The following is a 15,477-nucleotide window of genomic DNA, read 5'->3' on the forward strand; positions in this document are numbered from 1 at the left end:
AACATTAAGTTATGAGCATTTGTCCAAAGCAAGAAACTAAAATTGGGACTGTTGACTTGGAATTGACCTGTAAGTTAGATGACACTCAACTGTTCTATCAAAATGCTTTAATTGAATATGCCGATCAGTCAGCTACTCGACACCTAGCTATGCTGCATATTCTTAGCAATCAAGGTTATGAGTTAGCGGCGGCGCTTCTCAAGCAAAGTGAAGACGTGAATATATTGAGCGGTTTATTTCTGCAATATAGGGAACTTGAAGCAAAATCTGGCTCACTTTTCCAAGCTTATGTCAACAGTGAAACTGATAGTATTAACGATTGCCTAATCGATTTCTATGCTTTGTTTTCACCGCTGAGTGGAGGCTTTAGTTTAGGGTTAGAACCTCTCAAAAAAGTAAAGGTCACTGTTGGCTCTCTTGTTTGCTTTCCTACCTTAGCTGGCGTTGCGGCTGTAAAGCGAGATAGCGATCTAGGAGAAATTACAGAACAAATGATTAACCTACTGTTTGACGATCGATCTGATTGCATAACTTGGCTGCCAGACAGCTTTACACGGTCAGGAATTCGTATTTCCACAGCGATAACTCAACCAGCCGCAGCGGGAAATGAGTTTAACTTTATTGAAAAAAACTATGTTGATAGTATCACAGTTGTCAACACTAGGCATAATGAGATCCGGCTCTGCTTAGACATACTTCCATTCTTAGATATGGGGCTTGGTGTAAGTATGAGTCGGGCGATGAAGGTTTACACTGTTTTGCCTCGTTACTCTCCTACTACACGCAAAGCTGGTTCTGTATCATCATTGCCTGGTTGGGCTTGGCAGGACTTCGATTCTGAAATCGATCGGCTCGAAGAAAGATGCCACTTATGCGTACAAATGGTGCATGAGTTTTTCCATACTAAAGTTAATCTGGTAGAAAAAAATGTGCGCCTTTACACAACAGACGGGAATTCACCAGAGGTCTTCTCTCCCTGGAAAAACAGAAACCGGCCCCTCAGACAGGTTATTCATGCTCTAATGACCTTTTCAGCAGGAGCGGCTGTATGGACTAAACTTTTATCTTCTCCTTGTTTTTCATCGGGAAATTTGTACTCGCAAGCTGAGAGTTACTGGGTTGAAACACTTAGTTTTGCCGATGTAGCTTATCAAGGTTTAATAAAGTCTGAAGCGTTGACTGATGCAGGCAAGCTTTTAGTTAGTGCTTGTGTTGATAATTTACATTCTGTAGTTAAAGAAGGTAAAAATAGCTGATGCTATATCCTAAAAATTTTAAGCAGCCAGTAGTTTTTTTTGCTAATGGTATTGGCGATGACCTTATCGCATTACCAGCTGTTCGTGCGCTTTATAACATCTTCTCAGGTCGATTATCATTTCTCAAATTAACATTGAATATTTTAGTAATTTTACCTATATAAAAAAATATTTAACGCTAGTTCAAGATTTAAAAGTGTCTATGAAAAAAAATAAACTACTCATTCATTGTACACACAGATACTAAGCCAAGAAAAATATGGTCAGCCGACAAATTCATAAGGACAATAGATAAATTTTTGTCAGTTCAGACTGACTACATAGTTATTATTTTAGGTATGCATCACAACTTACCTTTGGAATTGGCATATTATAAAAATCGAATTTTTGATGTATCTGGCATTCCTCTAGAATTATCATTTGCTTTATTAAGTGTTGCTGACCTTTTCCTGGGTGTTGACTCCTGTATGCTTCATGCTGCGGACTTATTTCGTGTACCAGGAGTAGGTATTTTTGGACCAACTAATACCCAAAAATGGGGTTTTCGGTTTGCCCCCCATAAACATATTACTTCTGATTCTATTACATCTATTACATCACAACAGGTCTTTGACGCTCTGATGTGCTTATGTTAGTTTACCAGCAAATTTTGAGTTTATACTATCTAGAAGTAAATAATATATGTATCAACTTATTGAAGGGGTAAAAATATTTCCGAGTTATAATAACATAATTTTGTCAGAGCGAGTTTTATTAAGTTCAGGAACAGAGGAAGCTAGTGTTTCAACAGATCGATGTTCTACTCCTTACTGTCGGGATGCAATTATCCCTCGATTACCGTGGCGAAAACTTACCGAGTTAGAACAACAAATACTTTTCAGCAGTCAACTTGATAATTCATCAAATCTTTATGTAAGTGTTTTCAGTATTCCTCAAAATATTTTAGGTCATTTTAATGAGATAAGTAGTGTCAAAAACCAGAAAAACTTGAACTATTTTTTACAAAAATATCGGGTTAAGAAAGGGATCAGTCTAATTCAGGATCATATTGAAACCTTCCGTCTTCAAAGTGCAGACCTAACTAAATATGGAATTGGGTGGAATGCCCCTAACCAGATGACTGTAACTGTTGGCAATAGAGATTGCCGAGTTGGTCTCCACATTGATAATCCGCGTGGTTCATCGCTCGATCGAATCTTAATCAATCTTGGCTCTGAACCCCGCTATTTTTTATTCATCAATCTATCAATTCAGCAGCTTTATAGATTGGTTGTTAAAGTTGATGGTAATCTAGTTAGTGAAACTTCGGGTAGTTCAAGAATTTGCAGGGCATTTATGCAGCGTTTCCCAAATTATCCTGTTGTTAAATTAAAAGTAGAACCAGGAGAGGCTTATATAGCTCCTACAGAACATATTACTCATGATGGGTGTACGGAGGGAACAAATAGTCTTGATGTATTTTTCACCTTGCGATCTATTTTTGATTACCAGGGTAGAGTACAGCAAAGTGTTGTTATGTAGTGCGATCCCCCACTCAATCCCTCTTACTAGATTACGCGAAACCTAAATAAGTAGACAGGAACATTGCAATAAGCCAGTTAATGCTGGTCTAATTACTAAGCAAACAACATAGTGAAGATCATGGAAGAAAATTTTCTGATATTAAGTGAGTTAGCAAAAAGAATATCGTATAAGCCAGGGTACACCTTTTCAATCCGTCGAATAGATAACGAAAAAGCTTTTATTTCACTTAGATGTCCATCGTTACCTAATTCTCAAGAAAAGGGTGAAGAGGCTGGTTTAACAATTAATAACACAGTAAAATTGTCAGCTATCATAACATCATCAGATGCCTTACACGCTTTTGCGAACCTTGTGGCAAGTTTTGAACTTCATGAGGCGGCAGAATGGTTCAAGCTAGACGATCGTCAAGTATTTCTTCCACATGGTTGGGGAGATGAGTTTGGCGGCTTTAAGTGGGAGGATTTTATGAATCTTAATGGTAAATTTCTTAATGCTTTAAAACAAATCATAGATCGGCCTGATATATAAATAAAATCATTAGAATATGGCTGACTTGCTTAAGATTTTTATTGTGCTTGATTGTTTTGAGACCTTTAGATAATTTTGAATGGACTCGTTTTGGGAAAACGTCTAGCAAATCAGTATCTATAGCAGAAGTTGTAAATCCTATGTTTTTGAAAAAATCCGGTTTCTTTTGCTTGAGGTGCGATTCCCGCGTCGGGATTCGCTGGGTGGAATCGCCTCTGAGAGGAGAAACCGGGTTTCTGTGATAACTTTTATCTGATTAACCAGATATTTGTGAAGCAACCTGGTTTCTTTGCTTGCGAGGAGGGCATTATTGCTCAAATAGGGGCTGATGTTCTGGCTAGTATTGGTAAGTAATGCCGATCAATTAAAGTGAGCGATCGCAGGCTTTGTCACCAAAGGCAAATTTGCCATTACGCGAGCAAATCAGTAAAAATTTGTGATATTCACCTGATGGGAAAGTCTCTAAGACTTTCTTTTTTTCTCTTGGGCAAAATCAATTCCTTATGTTAGACTAACCCATAGGCTCAAGGGTGAGAATTAAACACCTAACTGATGGCTTTACCGAGGCTAACTATGACAGTTATCAACCGGATTAACTACCGAACACAATCTATAGATACTTCGATTGAAGCTGAACAAGTACAGTTTAAACTCTGGCGAAAAATGACTCCCAGCCAAAAAGAATCTCTGTTTAAGCGCATAGCAAAACGAGGGGCTATATTGGCATTAGCAGGGATTAAAAGTCAGTTTCCTAATGCTTCAACAGATACAATCAGACAACACTATATCAGAAAGCGTTTAGGAGAGAAATGGGCTAAATTTTTATCTGGTTTAACATATCAGGGAGATTTAATGATAGAAGATCCAATTTGGTTAGCACTTGAGTTAGCATCTATCTTGAATTCATTGGACATCCCTTATTATGTAGGAGGCTCAGTTGCTAGTTCTCTCCAAGGAGAAGTCAGACTTACACAGGATTTAAATTTAGTAGTCAACATCCAAGCTAGTCAGATTCAGTCACTAATTAAGGCGATCGCCGATCAATTTTATATCAGCGATATCGCTGTAGAAGAAGCTGTGAATAGAAAGACTTCATCCTTTAATGTTATCCATTTGACTACAACCGAAAAAGCAGACATTTTTGTGATGAAAGACGATGAATTTTCCCTTTCCCAAATGTCTCGTCGTGTACTTCACTGTCCTGATGGAGATATGAGTAAATCTTTTTATCTCTGCACACCGGAAGATACAATACTGCAAAAACTTCTCTGGTTTCGGATGGCTAACAGCGAATCCCAAAAACAGTGGCGAGATATCTTGGGTGTCTTAAAATTACAAGGGAAAAAACTCGATTTTGACTATCTTCAAGAATGGGGGAAAAGATTAAAGTTAACAGATTTACTTGTGCAAGCCCTAAGAGAATCTGGGGGATCGTCTCATATTAGTAAGGGCGAAGCATTCGAGTAATTATCTTGTCGGGGCGTTAAAAGTATTTTAAGAGCAATATAGTGTTTTCTGGGGGGCAGCTAGATATGCTATTAATAAAGGCTTTGTCACCAAAGGCAAATTTGTCATTATGCGAGCAAATCAGTAAAAATTTGTGATATTCACCTGATGGGAAAGTCTCTAAGGCTTTCTTTTTTTCTCAAAATTGGGCAGGATCAGCACTCAGGGGTTAATTAAATGGCCATAGCCCTTTACAGAATTTGCTAGAGTTAACCTAGTGGATTGTACTAAAATAGCAAAATTATGATTCAAGTAATGATTAGCCCACCATCCTTGCTGGAAACGGGCATTAAAGTTGAGAAGATCGATCGCCTTCTACTCTTCAAATTTACTGACGAATTACAATCTCGCCTCGAAGACCTACTAGAAAAGAACAAAACAGGTTACTTGACCCTAGAAGAAGAGGCAGAACTCAATGCCATCGGGGAACTTGACCGCATCTTTACCTACCTCAATTCTCTCTTGATTGCCCAGCAATGACTATTAATGAATTGACCAAACAACTGGTGCGAAAATGCGCTGGCTACCTGTGCGAATATTGCCACTCTCCAGAACTAATCAGCACCTCTCGTTTCACCATCGATCACATCCAACCGCGATCGCTGGGGGACTCTGACAATTCTGATAACCTAGCTCTGGCTTGCAGCCGCTGTAATCAGCGTCGTTATAACTTTATTGTGGGTCGGGATGTAGAAACCTCAGCAATTCTGCCCTTATTTAATCCCCGTCAACAACAATGGTCTGACCACTTCATCTGGAACGCAGACGGCACAAAGATTGTTGGCACAACTCCCATAGGTAGAGCCACTTGCGAGCGTCTTGACCTCAACGATGAACGCTATACAGGAGAACGTTCTATCCAAGAAGCCCGTGCGCTATGGGTTCAGGCTGGTTGGCATCCCCCCTCAGCGGATCCCCGGCAGCTTGAGTAGTCAGTTTATTTGTACCATGAATTAAGGGCTACTTACGCTGTTGAAAATACTGTGACAACATCCATATTGGTGCAGTGGTTACAATGGCTTGTGTGAAACGATAGACAAGAATGCAAAATTCTTAAAAGCCCCCTTTTTTAAGGGGGGTTGGGGGGATCGAGATATTTATTTTGCACTCTTGTCTAATATTTAAACGAGAGGTAAGCATGACGATGAACTATCAAGAAATCATCACGATCGCACCCGGTAAACGAAGTGGTAAACCTTGGATTCGCGGAATGCGGATTATTGAACACCAGATCAACCCTTCAAAGTTTTAGCAAATACATTGCATAATTTTTGTAACCCAGGAGAGATATCTTCCGGGGATAAACGAACATCAAGAATGCTAAAATTATCCCGTTTTTTTGCTTCATGCAACGCTGTTCGGAACTGCGATCGCGTTTCAATCGCAAAACCATTGCCCCCCATCAATTCAGCTAATTTAGCATAGTCTAATGTGGGGATATTGACATACTTTGCTTCTTGGTGTCCCATTGCTCTTAGGGTGGCAAATGAAGCATTATTTGTCACAATCACAATCGGATTAATTCCTAAATGCTTGGCGGTGAGAAGTTCCATGCCGGTCATCTGAAATGAACCGTCCCCCACAAGGGCGATCGGGCGACGAAATGGATCAGCAAAATAAGCACCGATCGCCCCTGGAATGGCAAACCCCATACTGGCATAATAAGCCGGACAGAAAAACGAAGTTCCTTCCTGCATCCAGATATCATCAGCGGCAAACAAACAGTCTCCGGGATCTGCTAAAAACACCGTATTTTCATCGATGAATTGATTGAGTTCGTAAATCAGACCGCCCATAGAAATTTTTTCTGTGGTTGGGAACACCCGATCGCGAATTTCTTTGACTAAAGTCTGTTGGGAATGGGGCAAATCCTCCCGATGACATAAACTTTGAATAAAATCCTCAAACAGAATATGGTGATATTCGTGGTGCTTAATCGTAATGATTTCAGAATTTACCGAAATCGCATTGGCTACATCCAGGTGCGCTGTGAATAGCCCTAAGTTAATATCTGTGAGAAAAGTACCCAACATCAGCAAACAGTCTGATTCTTCCACTAAAGATTGGACTAAGTGACTGCTAGAAACCCCGTTGTAAATCCCCAGATACTGCGGATGTGCTTCTGGAAAAACACTCTTACCGAGCACGGTTGTCACCACCGGACACCCTAGCTTTTCGGCCAAGATCAGCAATTGTTCTTGTAAGTTGAATCGATGCAGTTCAACCCCAGCCAAAATGACTGGTGATTTGGCCTGATTTACCATCGCAATGGTTTCCGCGATCGCTTCATCCAAAGTTTCTGGATCGGTTTGTTTGATTGGCTGCGGCTGAATGGATATCGGCTCAATTTCTGCATAAACGCGATCGCGAGGTATTTCTAAATAGACCGGACGTTTAAATTTCAGGGCATAGTCGATCGCCTTGTGAATTTCTCTGGCTGCCGTAAATGGATCGTCCAGAGTAACCGCATAAAGCGTGACCTCTTCATAGATCCGTCGCTGAGAATCAAAGGTTTTGACCTTGTGGTGGAGCAAATCTCGCTTTTGTCTTTCTCCGACTCCCGGACTACCGCTCAAAACCACTACGGGAGACTTTTCCGCATAAGCGCCCGCGATCGGATTAATCATATTCAGACCACCGACTCCGTAGGTGACTACAGCCACCCCCAAACCTCGAATCCGAGCGTAAACATCTGCGGCAAAACCCACAGAAGGCTCGTGAGTCATCACAATCGGTTGAATCTCGCTTTCAGTCAAAACATCGAACAAACTTAAAACATAATCTCCAGGGATACCAAAGGCGTGTTGAACGCCATATTGGTGTAATACTTGAAATATATATTCGCCCAGTTTAGGCATAGTGAATCAACATCCTGATTAATCATAAATTCTTCATAGACAAGAGTGCATAATGAAACAAAGATCCCCCCAGTCCCTTTTCAAAAAGGAACCCTCCCAATTCCCCCCATCATCGGAGGAAAAACTTTGATTAATGCAAAAAGTCTAATGAGTCAATAAAAAAGTTATCCTTTATACATTATATCTTGAATTAATCGGATCGTGGCGATATCCCGCGATCAAAACCGAAAAAAATTTCAGTTACAATCGTCAAGAATGATTGGCTGTTGACGGTTGACCGTTATTGGTTATTCGCTATTCTTGATCGGATTCAAACAACAAACAACCAACCACAAATAACTAATAACAAATAACCCATAACAAATAACTAATACTAAATCTTTTTTGAGGGAAAGATAAAAAGTAAAAATATCTTTCCCCCTAGGAGCGATCGCCCATTTATGCCCACTCATGGTTTAGGGTTTTGGCACTAACTCAATTTCATATAAATTTGGCCAAAGTTTGCCAGTGACAAAAAGGCGATCGCCTTCTGGATCGTAAGCAATACCATTAAGGACATCATTTCCTTGCATTTTTTGCCCAGATGCGTGATGTAACCCTGATAAATCAATTACCCCAACAATTTGACCTGTTTTCGGATCGATTCGCACAATCAAATCCGTCATCCAAACATTAGCAAAAACTTCCCCATTAATATATTCTAATTCATTCAATCGGTTCACCGGCTGATTCCCATATTTTACTTTAACCTGGCCAATTTCCTCAAAAGTTTCTGGATCTAAAAAATAGAGGGTATCCGTACCATCACTCATAATTAATTTTTCCCCATCATGGGTAATCCCCCAGCCTTCTGTGGGATAATTAAACTCACCAACTTGCTCAAAAGTTTCTAAATCGTAGACAAAACCCACTTGAGAAGTCCAGGTAAGCTGAATAATTTTATCTTGCCAAATGACAATCCCTTCCCCAAAATCTTGCTCGGCTAAACGATGAATTTGTAAAACCTTGCCGGTTTCTAACTCAACTTTGCGTAAAGAAGATTGTCCCTCCAAACCCGTTCCCTCATAAAAAACCCCTTGATGATAAACTAATCCTTGGGTAAAAGCTTTGGGGTCATGGGGATAAGTGTTGATAATTTTATATCCTTGAACTGGGATTTTGGGAGTTTGATTCTCAGGAGTTTGGTTCGGCAATTGAACCGTATTTTCGGCAACAACTTGATTGATCTCCGCTACATTTCCCGCTGAAATTTGGGAAGTCTTTGGTGCTTGTTTTAGACAACTAGAACTGGTTAGGGCAATAAAAAACACGAGAATAGAGGTTAAGAGAGAGTTTGTAGCCATTTGTAGCCATTAATGGTGAATCGGTGTGATTGGTTATTGGTTATTGGTTATTTGTCAGGAGCGAAAAATTTTCCCCAGCTAACCATGTTAAACATTTACTTTAAAAGATAGTCTCATTAGGAAAAAAGTTGCGCGAAGCGGCGCATCCGCGCCGCTTCGCGATAGCGCATCCGCGCCGCTTCGCGATAGCGCATCCGCGCCGCTTCGCGAACGCCTAGATTAACCTAAATAAATCTCTACACAATTCTACACAATATACTGATTTAACTCTTGTACCAGCAAATGTACCGTTGTCGAAGGATTATTATTAGTGGGATCGATAATATCATACTCCTTAAGCAATTTCTCCGCATTTTTAATCGCTGTAGCTTGGTTTTTCTGTAGCCTTTCATACATATTATCACTATTTTTTTGATAGGAATCTCCTAGCAGAGAGTCTAATTTTTTCTGGCAATTCATATTTTTCATCAAATTAAATTACCGATAAAGGGAATAGCACCATATCGACCTTTGATATAATCCTGTTCAAATGGCGCATCATTTTTAACATTATATTCTGCTAAAGAATATAAATCAGTAGCCCCATAGCGATTTTTTTCAGTAAACCAAATTTGATCGCGCCGAAAAAGTTTAGAATCCAATAAATTGGTGTCGTGAGTCATCAAAATGATTTGGGCATTGTGGGGATTAGTGTCTGGGGAATTAAATAATTGAATAATCGCTTTACCAATCAGGGGATGAAGTCTAGCGTCAAACTCATCCACGATCATCGTTTGTCCCTGTTTTAAAACGTCAACAATCAAACCGGACAAGGCAAAAACTTTCTGGGTGCCTTCGGATTCTTGCTCAAGTAAATCAAATTTTTCCTGATCAATGATATTTCCCCCTGCATCAAATTTATCATGTAAAGTTTGCACAAAAACCATTTGATTACCACTATCTTTAAATAAGTAATTCTTGAAAAACTCTGGGATTTCATCGGGAAAATGAATATCTTTTTGTTCAAAAGTCTTAAGTTGTATATTGCTGATATTGAAATCGAGAGTTTTAATCAAATTTACGATCGCTTGTCGATTGATGTCAGAGAAAAGACATTCAACGGTATATGCGGATAGGTTGCCATCGTTTAAGCCAGATATGATATGTACATTCTCGTCAAAACCCTGAAGAATTTTATCGGCGATCGCCACATTAAATTGAGCGGCAACCGATAAAAACAGAGAATTATGTCGGGTTCTCTTATCGATGCCATCGGCTTTGAGATTTTTTTTCATCATAATTTTATCTTTAACCCGGTTAAATAGTTCAGTTTCTTGTTTTTTGGGAACATAAAACAACCATTCTGAGATTACTTGTTCTGAAGTTACTTCAAATCCATATCGATATTGTTTTCCATCGAGAATCATCACAATTTCAAAAAAAGACGGCTGGTTTTCTGTTTCAAGACTTAATCTAAAGGGTTCAACTTTGATTTTATCAGTCGTTTGGGTTGCCCTGGAAGAGTTAATCATAAACCATTGCATAAATTTCATGGCGCGAGCTAGGTTGCTTTTGCCGCTGGCATTTGCTCCATAAATTGCCGCACTTTTCAGTAACTTGAGTTGGCTATTTACCGGGAAAACCGAGGCGGGATTAGCGGGATCGTCTGTGGCATTCAAATCCGCAGCAACCATACTAAAAGTAACAGGTTCTTTAAAAGAGCGATAATTGCCAACGGTAAATTCAATGAGCATGATTTAGTCACCGGATAAATTTCAAAAAGTAATTTTGCTTAATTTTAATAAATTGACTGATATTGACTAATTCAGTATATAGCACTTGGCAGATTTATGAAGTAAAAAAACTCTGTCATTCCCGCCGATGGCGGCCTTCGCGGGGGTGTACTTCCGACGGGAATCCAGAATACCTCTGTACTTCATCAGGATCATAACGGCTATATCATTTTACTGATACTAAGTAGGTGAACATAATTAATTGCACTTTTCGTTCCCCGCCGATAGTCTGTGGATTCCCGCATTCGCGGGAATGACAATGCATCTAATGGGGTCTGTGTTGAATTTATTTATGCACATCTACTTATAGGAAAAACCATGATTCCCTTTGCCGCCAAATGAGCAGAATTTGCGCTACAACCAAATAAGTTTGTAGGCTAGATGTATGATAAATCATTGGTTAATGCTTAATTGGTCAAAAATTTGGCCTTGGCTGAGTTTAGCGATCGCCCTAATTTTAATTCCTTTAGCACTTCGTGGCTATGTCTATTTGACCACCAAAAAATTTCGCGAACGCGACCCAGAGAAAGTGCCAAAAACTCCTGTAGCAATTGTTTTTGGGGCGGGGGTTTGGGCCGATGGCACCCCAACGCCAATGTTAGCAGATCGCCTGACTGGGGCAGTAGCCTTATACCAGCAGGGAAAAGTCAAAAAACTGCTAATGAGTGGCGATCGCCGTGGGTCTGATTACGATGAAGTCACAGCCATGCAGAGTTATGCCGAAAGCTTGGGCGTTCCCAGGGCAGATATCATCTTAGACTACGCCGGTTTTAGCACCTACGAAACTTGTCACCGGGCAAAAGAAATTTTTGGCATCACCCAAGCGGTATTCGTCACCCAAAATTTTCACTTACCCCGCGCAGTCTATATTGGTCGGGCGATGGGTATTCAGGCGAACGGCTTAGGCACCCGTGACTGGGGGCGGTACGGGATCGACTCCATCAGCTATCATACACTTCGCGAGATCGTGGCCACCGCCAAGGCGCTTTGGCAAGTTCATCTCACTCGTCCTCGACCCATCGGTTTAAATCAGGGGGAAAAAAATTCTTGAGCAATGGAACTGTCAAGTTTTAGTCCCATCCCATCAAGCAGTCAATTCTCACGATCGATCTTATCAATCACTTTCCCAGGGGCGATCCTTAAAGGCGCGATCGCATCACCCGATGATTAGAATAGCCAGCCAAACCCATTTGTCCCACAATAAACCCCTTGGCAGATCGATCTGGGTCAAATTTAGATAAAATATAAAAAAAAAGAAACAAAGTTACCTGAACTCATATCCTTTCCGTTTTATTAAAAAATCTTCATAATTAGTCCTGCCACTGCGCTGTGATGAGATTAAATGCACGTGATTCCTAATCAAACCACGAATACAAAATTAGCCTTACAACTGCTGCTATTCGTTGATAGCCGTCCACATTCAGCCGAACAAATCCAAGAAATCCGCAATTACCTAAAACAGTGGAGGACGGAATTTCCCTACAATCTGGAAATCATCAATGTAGTTGAAGAACCCTATTTAGCGGAACACTACAAATTAATTGCCACCCCCACCTTGCTGAAACTTTATCCCGAACCGAGGCAGGTACTCACCGGCAATAATATTGTCGCCCAACTAGATAAATGGTGGGTGCGCTGGCAATCTACATTAAAAGAGCATCTGAATACTCAATTGTCTGAGTCTAACTGTGTGGTTAAGCACCATGAACCCACTCAGATTGCGACAAATAGCTCGGTGGCAGACTCAGCGGAAATGATCCGCTTATCCGATGAAGTATTTCGGCTGAAACAGGAAAAAGCAGAACTCTTGGATCAACTGCGATTTAAAGACCAGATGATTGCCATGTTAGCTCACGATATTCGCAATCCTTTAACGGCGGTTTCCTTGGCTTTAGAAACTTTAACCAAAGCTACCACATCTGCGGATGGGAAAAAAACCCCGATCGCCCCCAGTTTGTTCAACCGCTTAATCCAACACGCTCGCAACCAAGCCACAGCCATTGACCGACTCATCGAAGATATCTTACAAGCGGCAGGGGGCGATCGCGATCAATTTTATCTGCATCGTCAACAAATAAACCTGGGCTGTTTGTGCCAAGAAATATTGGAGGATTTTTCTCATCAATTCGAGAAAAAATCCTTGAAACTTGTGACAGACATTCCCAACGATCTTCCATCGGTTTATGCAGATCCAGAACGGGTGCGACAAGTGATGATTAATCTTCTGGATAATGCTGGCAAATATAGCCCTGAAGGGGGCAACATTCGCATATCCATTTTACACCGTACCAGCCAAAAAGTTCAAGTGAGTATTTCTGATGAAGGACAGGGAATACCTCCAGAGAATCAGGAGGAGATTTTTAAAGATCACTTTCGTTTACAAAGAGATCGTGGCCAAAAAGGATATGGCATTGGTTTATCGGTTTGTAGACAGTTAATCCGCAGTCAATATGGCCAGATTTGGGTAGATTCCCAACTATCAAAAGGCAGCACTTTTCACTTTACTTTGCCGGTTTATCAAGCCTAGGAAAGACATTATAGCAGCGGAGTTATGAAGTACAAAAAAAACTGTCATTCCCGCGCGGGAATCCAGAAAACCTCTGTAATCCAATAAAAACCTCTATAAGCGATCGCCGATGGCTGACTGCTGAGGGTTTATTCTGGCAATGAATGCATCCTCAAAAAACTTTGCTGAAAACAATTTGCTGAAAACAATTTGCTGAAAACAATTGCCTGAAAACAATGGTCTCAAAAAAAAATTTTTTTGAGTTAGATAATTGCTAGAGTAATTTGGAAAATGTTAAGGTATTGATAAAAGCGATCGCCAGTTTTTTTACTGCGATATAATTACCAGAAAAAATTATCCTGGGGATAAATAATTTTTGGCGGATCGACTCAAAAAGCAAAATCTGGATAAGATGATTAAGATAATGATAAATTAAAGGTTAAAGAGAAACTAAATTTTCTGGAATCCCATCTAAATCCAGAGTATAACCATAAAATGAATCAAGTTTGTACAATCAAACCAAGAATATAGATGATGATGAAACTGCTCAATAGAATGGGTGGGAACGCCGAAAGTTCTCAACCACCGCAACAAACCTCGCAACAAACCCAACAGGCGGCACCTGTTGGCCAAAAAACAGCCAGTCTGTTACTGATCACTTGTTCCTTTTTTTGGGCGATCGCCACGCCACTGCTCGCCCTAGAAGTCACTGTCAAACCTTCTAATCCCCAAATCGGGGATACCCTATCGGTAGAAATTCTCGTAAATCCTGGAGAAGCGGCACCGACTGAGGTGACAATGTTAGACAAAACTTATCCGGTCTTTCCCCTCAGAGAAAATAAATATCGGGCTTTGTTGCCGACTACTCCCCTGGATCGACCGGGAAGACGGGAAATCCGGGTCATGGGTGCTAACGAGGTAAGAAATATTGCCGTCTCCATAAGCGATCGCAGCTTTCCCACCCAATCAATTTGGCTACCACCGGATAAAGAGGATCTGGGAACGGACTATGAATTTGATTTAGTCGATGCATTCAAAGCATTGGTCACGCCACAAAAATTCTGGAATGGCCCGTTTATTAAACCCAATGAAGGATATATCAGCACTATTTATGGTGTCCGAAGATACTATAATGGTGTCTTTGCCGACGACTATTATCATCGGGGTGTGGATTATGCAGGCCCTTATGGTTCCCCAGTATTAGCCCCCGCTGCGGGTCGAGTGGCATTGGTCGGACGGGAATCAGACGGATTTGAAATTCATGGCAACACCGTTGGCATCGATCATGGTCAGGGGGTCGTGAGCATTATGATCCACCTGAGTCAAATCTATGTCCAGGAAGGAGATATGGTCAAAGCGGGTCAGGCGATCGGTGCGGTGGGAAACACTGGCGCTTCCACCGGGCCACATTTACATTGGGGTCTTTATGTGAATGGACAGTCAGTCGATCCAGTTCCTTGGCGATATGAAGGATTTGAATAAGATTTCTCCCTCGGAAACATCATCCACATCCCCAAGAAAAAACCAACTATTCTCTAACCTTTTTTGGTTAGAGGTTTATTTTTAAATCGATTGTCTGGCAAAATCAAAGCAAGCTGACCAATATCAAAAAGTCCCGTGAAACAGCAGAGGAATTATGAGTATCCAAAAAATTGTTGAACAAGCTCTTCAAGATGGTTATTTAACCCCAGCAATGGAAGCTGAAGTAGGGCGCATTTGTAATACGGCGTCCGAACTCTCCATTGAAGAGTACATGGCCCTCGATCGCCTGATGGGATCTCTGTTGACGGGTGAAGTGGTCGTCCTCCCCCGCAAACAATTTATTAACGTGATGGAAGAGTTGGTGCTTTCAGCGGCGATCGCCCGTGTGGCGGAAATCGAAGCTACCAGCGATCAAACCTTAGATGTGGGTGACATTGCCGCCTACGCCCTCAACCGACTTCCACCCCTCTATGCCACCACGGAAGAAGGGGCCAATTTCCAACGCAATAAAGCCAAAGAAGAACTGGATGAGTTGATTGGTAAACAGGTGGAAGAGGCGATCGGACGCTACTTAGATAGACCGGAATTTTATCCTGAACGTCAAGTCTTGGGTAAAACTTCTGGCAGCGAAACCTTGTCTCAAGTCAGCAGCCTGCTGGAAGCTTATGCCCCTCGATTTGAAACATCGGGGAATTAAGCTAA

General features: G+C 41.0%; 15 protein-coding genes. 11 read left to right on the plus strand and 4 right to left on the minus strand.

The genetic code is table 11. The annotated features are described in order from the left end of the window. Positions 1 to 11 precede the first annotated feature (11 nt). From ABWT76_RS18665 to ABWT76_RS18695, 7 genes are all read left to right on the plus strand, one after another. Positions 12 to 1,256 carry an HEXXH motif-containing putative peptide modification protein gene (locus tag ABWT76_RS18665; protein ID WP_354634769.1) on the plus strand — a complete coding sequence of 415 codons (1,245 nt, stop codon included), beginning with the start codon at positions 12 to 14 and terminating at the stop codon, positions 1,254 to 1,256. 227 nt (positions 1,257 to 1,483) lie between these two features. Then, entirely contained in the window at positions 1,484 to 1,891 is a 408-nt protein-coding gene (locus ABWT76_RS18670) for a glycosyltransferase family 9 protein (RefSeq protein WP_354636424.1), read from the plus strand. Positions 1,892 to 1,937: 46 nt separating this feature from the next. Further along, a complete protein-coding gene (locus tag ABWT76_RS18675) occupies positions 1,938 to 2,777 on the plus strand; it encodes a hypothetical protein (RefSeq protein ID WP_054466405.1) in 840 nt (279 codons plus the stop codon). Positions 2,778 to 2,897: 120 nt separating this feature from the next. After that, the gene (locus ABWT76_RS18680; protein WP_354634770.1) at positions 2,898 to 3,308 is read left to right on the plus strand and encodes a hypothetical protein; all 411 of its coding nucleotides are present in this window, start codon (positions 2,898 to 2,900) and stop codon (positions 3,306 to 3,308) included. A 573-nt stretch (positions 3,309 to 3,881) separates the two neighbouring features. Beyond that, entirely contained in the window at positions 3,882 to 4,775 is an 894-nt protein-coding gene (locus ABWT76_RS18685) for a hypothetical protein (RefSeq protein WP_354634771.1), read from the plus strand. A gap of 282 nt (positions 4,776 to 5,057) precedes the next feature. Continuing rightward, on the plus strand, positions 5,058 to 5,294 hold the full coding sequence (locus tag ABWT76_RS18690) for a hypothetical protein (protein ID WP_054466403.1): 237 nt from the start codon (positions 5,058 to 5,060) through the stop codon (positions 5,292 to 5,294). Further along, positions 5,291 to 5,746 carry an HNH endonuclease signature motif containing protein gene (locus tag ABWT76_RS18695; protein ID WP_354634772.1) on the plus strand — a complete coding sequence of 152 codons (456 nt, stop codon included), beginning with the start codon at positions 5,291 to 5,293 and terminating at the stop codon, positions 5,744 to 5,746. Before ABWT76_RS18690 ends, ABWT76_RS18695 begins: the two co-directional genes overlap by 4 nt. Positions 5,747 to 6,046: 300 nt before the next feature. Here ABWT76_RS18695 and ABWT76_RS18700 read toward each other — a convergent pair whose 3' ends face one another. The 4 genes from ABWT76_RS18700 to ABWT76_RS18715 form a co-directional block, all read right to left on the minus strand. Beyond that, a complete protein-coding gene (locus tag ABWT76_RS18700) occupies positions 6,047 to 7,672 on the minus strand; it encodes a thiamine pyrophosphate-binding protein (RefSeq protein WP_354634773.1) in 1,626 nt (541 codons plus the stop codon). Between the two features lie 455 nt (positions 7,673 to 8,127). Further along, on the minus strand, positions 8,128 to 9,015 hold the full coding sequence (locus tag ABWT76_RS18705) for a glutaminyl-peptide cyclotransferase (RefSeq protein ID WP_354634774.1): 888 nt from the start codon (positions 9,013 to 9,015) through the stop codon (positions 8,128 to 8,130). Positions 9,016 to 9,261: 246 nt separating this feature from the next. Beyond that, entirely contained in the window at positions 9,262 to 9,483 is a 222-nt protein-coding gene (locus ABWT76_RS18710) for an RloB domain-containing protein (protein WP_054466400.1), read from the minus strand. Further along, positions 9,483 to 10,748 carry an ATP-binding protein gene (locus ABWT76_RS18715; protein WP_354634775.1) on the minus strand — a complete coding sequence of 422 codons (1,266 nt, stop codon included), beginning with the start codon at positions 10,746 to 10,748 and terminating at the stop codon, positions 9,483 to 9,485. Before ABWT76_RS18715 ends, ABWT76_RS18710 begins: the two co-directional genes overlap by 1 nt. 424 nt (positions 10,749 to 11,172) lie before the next feature. Between ABWT76_RS18715 and ABWT76_RS18720 the strand changes: the two genes are divergently transcribed. The 4 genes from ABWT76_RS18720 to ABWT76_RS18735 all read left to right on the plus strand — a co-directional run bounded on the left by ABWT76_RS18720 (position 11,173) and on the right by ABWT76_RS18735 (position 15,472). Further along, positions 11,173 to 11,838 carry an ElyC/SanA/YdcF family protein gene (locus ABWT76_RS18720; protein WP_354634776.1) on the plus strand — a complete coding sequence of 222 codons (666 nt, stop codon included), beginning with the start codon at positions 11,173 to 11,175 and terminating at the stop codon, positions 11,836 to 11,838. A gap of 291 nt (positions 11,839 to 12,129) precedes the next feature. Then, positions 12,130 to 13,314, plus strand: a complete 1,185-nt coding sequence (locus ABWT76_RS18725) for a histidine kinase (protein WP_354634778.1) — start codon at positions 12,130 to 12,132, stop codon at positions 13,312 to 13,314. 510 nt (positions 13,315 to 13,824) lie between these two features. After that, positions 13,825 to 14,775 carry a M23 family metallopeptidase gene (locus ABWT76_RS18730; protein WP_231636768.1) on the plus strand — a complete coding sequence of 317 codons (951 nt, stop codon included), beginning with the start codon at positions 13,825 to 13,827 and terminating at the stop codon, positions 14,773 to 14,775. 154 nt (positions 14,776 to 14,929) lie between these two features. Further along, the gene (locus ABWT76_RS18735) at positions 14,930 to 15,472 is read left to right on the plus strand and encodes a late competence development ComFB family protein (protein ID WP_054466396.1); all 543 of its coding nucleotides are present in this window, start codon (positions 14,930 to 14,932) and stop codon (positions 15,470 to 15,472) included. Positions 15,473 to 15,477 lie beyond the last annotated feature (5 nt).

Source organism: Planktothricoides raciborskii GIHE-MW2 (genome assembly GCF_040564635.1).
Lineage (GTDB): Bacteria > Cyanobacteriota > Cyanobacteriia > Cyanobacteriales > Laspinemataceae > Planktothricoides > Planktothricoides raciborskii.

Coding starts and splice junctions, on each gene's coding strand:
- ABWT76_RS18665 (WP_354634769.1), top strand. CDS start 12: ATGAGCATTTGTCCAAAGCAAGAAACTAAAATTGGGACTGTTGACTTG.
- ABWT76_RS18675 (WP_054466405.1), top strand. CDS start 1,938: ATGTATCAACTTATTGAAGGGGTAAAAATATTTCCGAGTTATAATAAC.
- ABWT76_RS18680 (WP_354634770.1), top strand. CDS start 2,898: ATGGAAGAAAATTTTCTGATATTAAGTGAGTTAGCAAAAAGAATATCG.
- ABWT76_RS18685 (WP_354634771.1), top strand. CDS start 3,882: ATGACAGTTATCAACCGGATTAACTACCGAACACAATCTATAGATACT.
- ABWT76_RS18690 (WP_054466403.1), top strand. CDS start 5,058: ATGATTCAAGTAATGATTAGCCCACCATCCTTGCTGGAAACGGGCATT.
- ABWT76_RS18695 (WP_354634772.1), top strand. CDS start 5,291: ATGACTATTAATGAATTGACCAAACAACTGGTGCGAAAATGCGCTGGC.
- ABWT76_RS18700 (WP_354634773.1), bottom strand. CDS start 7,672: ATGCCTAAACTGGGCGAATATATATTTCAAGTATTACACCAATATGGC.
- ABWT76_RS18705 (WP_354634774.1), bottom strand. CDS start 9,015: ATGGCTACAAACTCTCTCTTAACCTCTATTCTCGTGTTTTTTATTGCC.
- ABWT76_RS18710 (WP_054466400.1), bottom strand. CDS start 9,483: ATGAAAAATATGAATTGCCAGAAAAAATTAGACTCTCTGCTAGGAGAT.
- ABWT76_RS18715 (WP_354634775.1), bottom strand. CDS start 10,748: ATGCTCATTGAATTTACCGTTGGCAATTATCGCTCTTTTAAAGAACCT.
- ABWT76_RS18720 (WP_354634776.1), top strand. CDS start 11,173: ATGATAAATCATTGGTTAATGCTTAATTGGTCAAAAATTTGGCCTTGG.
- ABWT76_RS18725 (WP_354634778.1), top strand. CDS start 12,130: ATGCACGTGATTCCTAATCAAACCACGAATACAAAATTAGCCTTACAA.
- ABWT76_RS18730 (WP_231636768.1), top strand. CDS start 13,825: ATGATGATGAAACTGCTCAATAGAATGGGTGGGAACGCCGAAAGTTCT.
- ABWT76_RS18735 (WP_054466396.1), top strand. CDS start 14,930: ATGAGTATCCAAAAAATTGTTGAACAAGCTCTTCAAGATGGTTATTTA.